The organism is Nitratidesulfovibrio liaohensis (assembly GCF_011682075.1).
In the GTDB taxonomy this organism is placed as follows: Bacteria; Desulfobacterota; Desulfovibrionia; order Desulfovibrionales; family Desulfovibrionaceae; genus Cupidesulfovibrio; species Cupidesulfovibrio liaohensis.
Window position 1 is genome coordinate 1 of sequence record NZ_VSMK01000024.1, and the last position, 9,181, is coordinate 9,181.

General features: G+C 68.4%; 6 protein-coding genes and 1 pseudogene. 2 read left to right on the top strand and 5 right to left on the bottom strand.

Annotated features, from left to right (window positions below; genetic code table 11):
* A partial coding sequence (locus tag FVW27_RS01205; protein WP_167122028.1) for an AMIN domain-containing protein occupies positions 1-390 on the top strand: 390 nt, incomplete at its 5' end.
* Between the two features lie 149 nt (positions 391-539).
* On the opposite strand, the gene FVW27_RS01210 is transcribed toward FVW27_RS01205, so the two are convergent.
* Entirely contained in the window at positions 540-737 is a 198-nt protein-coding gene (locus FVW27_RS01210; RefSeq protein WP_167122030.1) for a heavy-metal-associated domain-containing protein, read from the bottom strand.
* 212 nt (positions 738-949) lie between these two features.
* Between FVW27_RS01210 and FVW27_RS01215 the strand changes: the two genes are divergently transcribed.
* Positions 950-3,676: a heavy metal translocating P-type ATPase gene (locus FVW27_RS01215; protein ID WP_279586584.1), complete on the top strand. Its 2,727-nt coding sequence runs from the start codon at positions 950-952 to the stop codon at positions 3,674-3,676.
* A 228-nt stretch (positions 3,677-3,904) separates the two neighbouring features.
* Here FVW27_RS01215 and FVW27_RS01220 read toward each other — a convergent pair whose 3' ends face one another.
* The 4 genes and pseudogenes from FVW27_RS01220 to FVW27_RS01235 all read right to left on the bottom strand — a co-directional run.
* The gene (locus tag FVW27_RS01220; protein WP_015946785.1) at positions 3,905-4,327 is read right to left on the bottom strand and encodes a hypothetical protein; all 423 of its coding nucleotides are present in this window, start codon (positions 4,325-4,327) and stop codon (positions 3,905-3,907) included.
* A gap of 383 nt (positions 4,328-4,710) precedes the next feature.
* Positions 4,711-6,204 (bottom strand): UTP--glucose-1-phosphate uridylyltransferase, encoded by a 1,494-nt coding sequence (locus FVW27_RS01225; RefSeq protein WP_243838132.1) that lies wholly within the window; start codon positions 6,202-6,204, stop codon positions 4,711-4,713.
* A 288-nt stretch (positions 6,205-6,492) separates the two neighbouring features.
* On the bottom strand, positions 6,493-8,367 hold the full coding sequence (locus FVW27_RS01230; protein WP_167122032.1) for a UbiD family decarboxylase domain-containing protein: 1,875 nt from the start codon (positions 8,365-8,367) through the stop codon (positions 6,493-6,495).
* A gap of 375 nt (positions 8,368-8,742) precedes the next feature.
* Positions 8,743-9,181: pseudogene (locus FVW27_RS01235) on the bottom strand (winged helix-turn-helix domain-containing protein); the annotation flags it as partial.

Sequence of the window (9,181 nt, forward strand, 5' to 3'; positions counted from 1 at the left end):
CCCCCTGCCGCCAAGCCGCAGGCCGCTCCTGCCGCCAAGCCGCAGGCCGCCGCACCTGCCCCTGCATCGCCGCAGGCGGCCAAGGGCGGCCATGCCATCACCTCTGCCACCATCAAGTTCTCGGGCAGCACGGCCATCCTGCATCTGCAAGGCGATGCGCCCATCCAGTACAAGTACATCGTGCTGCCCAACCCCGACCGGCTGGCCCTGGACCTGGTCGGCGCCTGGTCGGTGTCCGCGCCTGCGGTGCCTTCCAACCGGATCATCGAAAAGGTGCGCGTGGGCCGCTACGGCGAGAACACCCGCATCGTGCTGGATCTGAAGGCCGCACCCGCCAAGCATGAAGTGGTCAAGAGCGGGGAAAAGACCATCGAGGTTCGCGTCCAATAAATTCCGGTGAGCTTGTCCTGATTTCCCGATTTGGAAACAGCCCCTACCTGTCGAGATACTTCGCAAACGCAAAAAGCGGGATGGCCATGCGCCGTCCCGCTTTTTCATGTCCGCCGCCCGCAAGGGCACGGCGCGTGGCCCGGAAGGGTTTATTCCACGTCGAATCCGGCCTTGCGGATGGCGGCCTTCACGGCGTCCACGTCCACCGGGGCCGATTCGGTCCATGCGGCCTCGCCCTTTTCCAGGCTGACGTCCACATCCTTGACGCCGGAAATCCCGGCAACGGCCTTGGTCACAGACATCTTGCAGTGATTGCACGACATTCCCTTCACGGTAACGCTGGGCATGGCTGGCTCCTAGGCTTGCGGGTCATGAATGGTGCGCGCACCCTTGCCTTGCGGCGGGCACGGGATTACTTCAATGAGAACGCCTTTCAAAACATAGGCTCCGGGGTGCGGTTTGGCAACAGGCCGCCGTGGTCCGGGGACGTCGTTTCGGTCGGTGCCGGGGCAGCAATTTCCTTGTCTGCTACCGCATGACGCTGACCGCAGGAGCCTGCATGACCACGCCCGAAGGATTGTCCGACGAATTGCCCGGCGGTCCGCAACAGCGCGCCACTGCTTCCGGCACCTCTCCCGTCCAGGCAGGGGACGCCTCTTCCGCTCCGGCTGGGGATGTCGCCCCCGCCCTGTCCCGGCAGATACTGCCGGTACGCGGCATGACCTGCGCGGTGTGCGCGGGCCGCATAGAGCGCATGGTGGGCCAGATGGACGGGGTGTCGCGCATCAGCGTGAACCTGGCCACCGAGACCATGGATGTGGCGTGGAACCCCGCCGCCCTGCATCTGGATGACATTGCCGCGCGGGTGAAGGATCTTGGCTTCGAGGCCGTGCTGCCAGATCTCGCATCCACTGCCGAACCTGACGACGGCCTGCTGCGCTACGCCGTGAGCGGCATGCATTGCGCGGCCTGCTCCGCGCGCATCGAGCGCGCCGTGGGCCAGATGGAGGGGGTGGCCGCCGTCACGGTCAGCCTGGCCACGGAAACAGCCCAGGTCACCCCCGCGCCGGGGTTGGCTCCGGACGCGGCGGATGCCCTTGCAGTGGCCATTCCCGCGCGCATCGCGGACCTTGGCTTTTCGGCGGAGCGCATCCTGGCCCGGCAGGATTCCGGCACCGCCCTGTGGGAATCCCAGCGCGAGGAAGCCGCAGCCCGCCTCGCCCGCATGCGCGGCAAGCTGGTGCGCGAATTCGCCTTCACCATTCCGTTGCTGGTGCTGTCCATGGGCCATATGGCGGGCCTGCCCCTGCCCGCCTGGCTCGATCCGCACCATGCGCCGTTCGGCTTCGCGCTGGCGCAACTGCTGCTGACGCTGCCGGTGATGTGGTTCGGGCGCGACTTCTACCGCATCGGCTTCGGCAATCTGGCCCGCCTTGCTCCCAACATGGATTCGCTGGTGGCCGTGGGCACGGGCGCGGCCTTTGCCTACAGCCTGTGGAACACGGTGGAGATCGGCCTTGGGGTGGAGGTGGCCCGGCGGGTCATGGACCTGTACTACGAGTCGGCGGCGGTGCTCATTGCGCTGGTGTCGCTGGGCAAGTACTTCGAACTGCGCTCGCGCACCCGCACGTCAGAGGCCATCAAGGCCCTGATGGAGCTTGCGCCGGACACCGCCCTGCGCATGGAGGGCGGCGAGGCGCGCGAGGTGCCCGTGGCCTCCGTGAGGGCCGGTGACCGGCTGCTGGTGCGCCCCGGCGCGCGCATTGCCGTGGACGGCGTGGTGGAAGAGGGCACCAGCAGCGTGGACGAGGCCATGCTGACCGGCGAAAGCCTGCCCGTGACCAAGAGCCCCGGCGACCCGGTGGCGGGCGGCACCATCAACCGGCACGGCTCGTTCGTCATGCGTGCGGAAAGGGTGGGCGCGGATACCGTGCTGGCGCGCATCATCCGGCTGGTGCAGGACGCCCAGGGGTCCAAGGCGCCCATCGCCAATCTGGCCGACCGGGTGAGCCTGTGGTTCGTCCCGGCGGTGATGGCGCTGGCGGTGCTGGCTGGCGTGGCGTGGTATGTCGCCGGTGCGGAATTCACGTTTGCGCTGCGCATTTTCGTGGCGGTGATGGTCATTGCCTGCCCGTGCGCCATGGGGCTGGCCACGCCCACCTCCATCATGGTGGGCACCGGGCGCGGCGCGCAACTGGGCGTGCTGATCAAGAGCGGCGAGGCGCTGGAACATGCCGGGCGGCTGACCGCGTTGGTGTTCGACAAGACCGGCACGCTCACTGTGGGCAGTCCGCGCCTGACGGATGTGGTTCCCGTTTCCGGCAGCGGTGAAGGTGTCGCGCCAGCCCCCGGCAGCGCGCCTTTTGACGAACCCGCGCTGGTGCGCCTGGCTGCCTCGCTGGAAGCCCTGTCCGAACACCCCCTGGCCGAGGCCGTGGTCGCCGGAGCCACGGAGCGCGGCCTAGCCCCGTGGCCGGTACAGGACTTTCTGGCCGTGCCCGGCAAGGGCGTGCGCGGCAGTGTGGTGACTGATGATGGTGCGCAACGGGCCGTCGCCATCGGCAATGCGGCCTTCATGGCGGCGGAGAACGTGGCAGGGAACGATGCACCCCACGTCACTGCCCGTGCCGATGCGCTGGCCGAACAGGGCCGCACCCCGTTGTACATGGCTGTGGATGGCCGCATGTCCGCCTTGCTGGGCGTGGCAGACCCGCTGAAGCCGGAAGCCCCGGCAGTGGTGCACCGCCTGCGGGGCATGGGCGTGCGCGTGGTGATGCTGACCGGCGACAATCGCCGCACCGCCCTGGCCGTGGCCCGGCAGGCGGGCATCGATGACGTGCGGGCCGAAGTGCTGCCGGATCAGAAGGAACAGGCCATCAGCGCGTTGCAGGCCGAGGGCCACGTGGTGGGCATGGTGGGTGACGGCATCAACGATGCACCGGCCCTGGCCCGCGCCCACGTGGGCATCGCCATGGGCACCGGCATCGACGTGGCGGTGGAGGCGGGCGACATCGTGCTGCTGCGCGGCGGGCTGGACGGGGTGCTCACGGCCCTTGCCCTCAGCCGGGCCACGGTGCGCAACATCCGCCAGAACCTGTTCTGGGCCTTCGGTTACAACGTGTTGGGAATTCCCGTGGCGGCGGGGCTGCTGCACGCCTTTGGCGGGCCCACCCTGTCGCCCATGATCGCGGGCGGGGCCATGGCCCTTTCGTCGGTTTCCGTGGTCAGCAATGCGCTACGGCTGCGCTTTTTCACGCCTGAGGCCGGGCCGGGGAAGAACGGATAACCGCCACGCCGTGGGGGAAACGCAAGGGGCGCCGGATCATCATGATCCGGCGCCCCTTGCCGTTCCGTCCGGTGGTCCGGTTGCCCCATTGTCCGGTGTCCGGTTCGGTTGCTGCCGCGTCGTGTTGGCGTCGTGTCCGGGCTGCCACTCTTTCGGGGTGCCCCGCTTCGTCTGCGGGCAAACCCGCAACACGGGCACGGTCCGGCGGCGGAGCGAAACCGCAACGGCTCAGTATTCCTTGATGTACTCGTCCAGGCTGTCGGCGGTGCAGTTGCGGCTGACCCAGTAGGCGGCGGCCCAGACCATCAGCGCGGTGGCCTGGGTGTCGTCCAGGCGTTTCAGCTTGGCTTCCAGGCTGGCCTTGCTGGCGCCGTGCTTGGTGTGCACCATGCCCACGTCGCAGGCGTCCATGACCCGCAGCAGCAGGTAGGATAGCCGCGTGTGGTCGGGCAGCAGGCGCAGGTCGCGGTGGGCCTCGATGATGGTTTTGAGTTCGGGCCCGGAAAAGATGCCCTTGATGGCGGAAATGGCGCGGAAAAAGGTATCCACGGCCCACGGCAGAATGAATTCCGCCCCGGCGCTCTTGGTGCGGAAGTAGTCCTTGAGCCAGCGTTCCTGGTCCGACGATATCCTGGCGGCAACCTGAGGCATGTTCGCCCTCCCTGCTCGGGGTGCGGCTGTCGTCCTGCGGGGCGGTGACGGCGGCGGCACGACGTGCTCCACCTGCGTCTCCGTTCCGGCGGGCCGGGCCGCATGGCCTGCATGCGCGCCACACGGGCGCAGGCAATTGCCAAGCATGCCCCCGTGCACACCGGTCTCACGGGGCACGTTAGGTCAGAGTGAAAAAAAGCTCAAGAAAAAATCTAGAAATGGCCGCGCGTGGTTACGCGCATGGTCATGCATGCGCGGCATGGGGGGGCATGGGAGAGAAGGGGGAGCGGGATGAGGCGAATGCCCTGTGCCCCAAGGCGAACGCGCCCGCTGCAGCGCGGGGATGCGGGTGCGGCAACGGAGCAGCTACGCTGGGGGCGTGGTCACAGGTACACGTCGCCTTCCAGCACCGCGCCGTGAGGAATGACGGCCTGCATGCACGAGGGGTTGCGCACCACCACCCGCCCGCGCGCGGTCACGCTGCCGCCGAACAGCACATCGCCATGCACGGCCAGCGCATCGCAGTGCAGCAGCGAGGGTGCCCCGTGCGGAAAACGGGCCATCAGCCGGTCCCACGTGCCGTAATGGGCGCCATCCAGTTCCACCAGCACGTTGGGGGTGGTGCAGGCGGGGTTGGGGCGCACGCGGCCATCGGGTTCCAGCAGGGTACGGTCGGACCACAGCACCAGAAGGTCGCTGCACTTTTTCACCGGCAGAAAGCGTTCGCGCCGGGTGACGATGGCCCGCGCCCTGGGGAACAGCGAAATGGCCGCGCCCATTGCCGTTTCCACCTGCCAGACCTTTTCCGAATCGGGGTCGCGGGGATTCACGGTCTTGGGGTTGCGGATCATGGGCAGGCGCAGCAGGCCGTGCTCGTCGATGTGCTGGCGCAGGGCGAGCAGGTCCAGCCAGATGTTGTTGGTGTTGAACAGCCCGTAACGCGCGATGTCCTGGAAGCGGGGCATGTCCCCGTCCGGGCACTGGGCCAGTTCGCGCAGCACCAGCCCCCCTTGGCGCGAGCGGGCCAGGTGCCCTCCCTTGCGGTCGGACGGGGTGCGCGGCGCGCATTCCATCAGGAAGGGGATGTCCTCTTCCATGAGGTAGCCGAGAATGGCCGGGTCCAGCGTGGCGCCCAGGTTGTCTGCGTTGGAGATGAGCGCGTAGCGGCGGCCCGATTCCAGCAGCCGGACAAGGTGCCCGGACAGGGCCAGGGCGGCGTACAGGTCGCCGTGGCCGGGCGGGTTCCATTCCAGGTCCGGGTTTTCCGGGTACTCCACGGGCAGCAGGGTTGTCCGGGACACCTTGGGAAAGCGGTGCTGCAAAAAGGTGCCCGGTCTGCCGGTGTGATGCAGGCCCAGCACGTCCAGCGCGCGCAGGGTGTCCTGGTGGGTCGAGAAGCTGTTCATGAACAGCAGCGGTGAAGGCCCGCCGTGGGTACGGCGCTGGTGCTCGGCCTGGCGCACGATGAGTTCGAGAAAGGTGGCCCCGTCCTTGGCGGGCAGCAACGACTTTGCATGGGTCATGCCCATGCTGGTGCCAAGGCCGCCGTTCAGTTTGATGCAGGCGGCCTCGCGCAGGCGGGCGCGTCCGGTGGCGGCGTAGGGGGCCAGGTCGTCCAGCAGGGGCAGGTCGTCGCGGCCCACGGGCAGGATGTCCGATTCGGGAATCAGCCCGGTGCTGCCGCAGGCCAGTTCCTCCAGATAGGAGGCGAACAGCGCCACAAGCGGGGAAGGCAGCCCGGCTCGGGCCATCTTGGTGGCAAAGGGCTGCAGGGGAACGGTGCACATGCCGGTGTCCGCGTCCGCATCGGGAATGCGGGCGGGGGCAATGGAGGGGGCGGCGGGCCGGGTCAGCAACTCGGGGCCGGAATGGGGCATGGCAACCTCTGCGAACGGTAGGAAACTGTCCCGACGGCGCGCCAGAGAACGGTGCCGCAGGGATGGGCATGCAGTATTACGCCAAATGTAGCACAAGTTCAAGAAAAGGACAGCGGAAAAGGGGGTTTGCGCGTGGCAAACGGGTGACGTCGGGATGGCGGAATGCCGCGCCGGGGGCAAAGAGGAATGTTTATAAATGGTTGTTGATGAGAGAGGCGGCGCGGCGAACTGGTCGCCGCGCCGCCGGAAGGTGCGCGATGGGGGCAGTGGGGAAGGAAGGGGCGGAGGCTACAGGTAGCCGTGCAGCGGGCCGCCGGGTGCGGCCAGCGCGTCCACGCGGCGTTCCACGTCGGGGTCGGTTTCCAGCGCCGGGGCGTGGAATGATTTCAGCCGGGCGTCGATGACCAGCGGGCCGGTGCAGCCCCAGTGCTTGCAGTGGGTGAATTCGCCCGCGCCATACATGTCGGTGGCCGGGTCGGACCGGGTGAAGACCACCCACAGGAAGTTGTCCCAGTTGGCGGCGGTAAAGGCCGGGTCGTCCACCACCACGAACAGGGGCAGGCCGTCCAGTCCGTGCGCATGGGCCAGGCGGGCGGCCAGGGCGTGCATGGCCGGGTCGTGCTCGTCGCGCTTCGCGGTATGCTTGGGCCCACGCAGCACCACGATGCCCCTGCCGAACAGGCGCGGATCTCCGAAGCTGCCGCCCGAAGTGACCGCTTGGTCGTCGTCCGAACGCGCATCCAGCGGCAGGTCGCCGGGCAGGGTATCGGCCAGTTCCCGCTTGCGCGGGCCCGCCGCCGCCCACACCAGCTTGGAGCCCTGGTTCAGGCTGATGCCGGTGTAGTCCAGGGTGTCGATGGTGGTGCGGGTGACGAAGTGCAGGTCGCGGGTGAAGTCGGTGCGCTCCAGCATGTGCGTGAAGAAGCCGGGGAAGTCGTGCGTGGACATGGAGGGCGCGTCCTCGTGGGCCATGATCAGCACGTACTTGGACAGCGAGGTCTGGGTGGAACCCAGGAGGGCCATGCCGCAGGTGATCAGTTCCTGCGGTTGGCGTTCGCCGGCGTAGGGCACGTAGCGTTCGCTGCCGATGGCCAGCAGCAGCGGGTGCACCCCGGCGGCGTCCACGGCGTGGATTTCGCGCACGCCCGCGAATACCTGCGGCACAAGGGCGGCGGTAAGCTGGTGGATGAAGTCGCCGAACACGGTGTCTTCCTGCGGGGGGCGCCCCACCGTGGTGAACGGCCAGATGGCGTCCGGGCGGTGGTGCACCGCGTCCACCCGCAGCACGGGAAAGTCGTGCGCCAGGCTGTAGTAGCCCAGGTGATCGCCGAAGGGGCCTTCCGGCTTCTGGTACGGGGCGATGGTGCCGCTGATGCAGAAGTCGGCCTCTGCCAGAATGGGCAGGCCACCGGGACGACGGATCATGGGAATGCGGAAGCCCGCCATGGCCCCTGCGAACAGGATTTCGGCAAGGCCTTCCGGCAGGGGCATGACGGCGGCCAGCGTCATGGCGGGGGGCCCGCCCACGAAGATGTTCACCTTCAGCGGCTCGCCCCGGCGCAGGGCCTGGGCGTGGTGGTACCCGATGCCCCTGTGGATCTGGTAGTGCAGGCCCACCTCTCGGTCCTTCTCGTAGTCCGGGCCGTCCAACTGCACGCGGTACATGCCGATGTTGGACTGCATGGGGCCGGGCGCGTCGGGGCTTTCGGTGTACACCTGCGGCAGGGTGACGTAGCCGCCGCCGTCCATGGGCCACGAGATCAGGCGCGGCAGGTCGCTGATGGCGCAGCGGTGGCGCAGCACCGGCCCGTCAGCCACGGATTTCGGCAGCATGGACCACAGGGCGCGCGGCACGCCGGTGTAGCGCAGGGGATGGCGGAAGGCGTCGAAGGGGTCCAGCTTCAGGCGGAAGATGCCTTCCACGGCGCGCAACGTATCGCGGAAGATGAATTTCGTGCGTTCCATGGTGCCGAACAGGTTGGCCAGCATGGGAAAGCGGCAGCCCTTCACCCGCGTGAACAGCATGGCGGGCGCGCCAGCGCGGTAGGCGCGGCGCTGGATGGCGGCGATTTCGAGGTTGGCGTCCACCTCTGCGTCGATGCGCACGAGGTGCTTGTGGCGTTCAAGATCGGCGACGCAGGCGGAAAGATTGCGGTAGGTCACGGGTTCCTCGTGCTGACGGCGTGATGGCTATGGTTCGCCCAGACTGGTTAGCCCGAAACGGTTCGCGCGGGCCGGGCGGGCATGCCGCGTGGGCAGTGTCCCGGCGGTCGGCGGCGCGGCGGGGTTCGGGAATGCGACAATGCGACAAGCTTGCCCGCGACGCAAGCCCGGAGTGGGGGCAAGGGGAACGGGGGGCGGATGGGGCGGATGGGCTTAATGGGCCTGATGGGCCTGACGCGAAGGGCGTGGAGAATATGGAGGACGCGTCGGGCCGAAGGGTGCAAGGAGATGGCTGGAAGCAGAGAGGTGGACGGTTGCTGCTCCGGGGCGCCGTGGCGGTTGCCGCAACTCCGAAGGATCGTGAACGGCCGGGCGTCAGCCCGCTTCCAGCCGGTAGCCCACGCCGCGCACCGTGCACAGGCGGGTGCCGCCGGTGGTGCCGGTAGCGCCAAAGCCCGCCGCGCGTTCCAGGGTGCGCCGCAGGCGCGAGACCAGCACGTCTACTGCATGGGGGGCGTGGGGTGCATGGGGCGCGTGGGAGCCATTTTCCGGAATTGGCGTGGCGTAATCCAGACACCAGTGGGCGATGTCCGCCCGGTGCACCACGCTGCCCGCCCGGCGCAGCAACAGTTCCAGCAGCAGCCGTTCCTGCGGATGCAGGGAAAGGGGGCGAAAGTCGCGGGTGGCGCGTCCGCTGACCGGGTCGAACACGATGTCACCCAGCGCCAGCACCCCGGTGGCCAGCGGCCCTCTGCCGGGCGGTGCGGCCAGCCCCGCCGCCCGCAACGCGGTGACCAGCGTCCCGGCGGAGAAC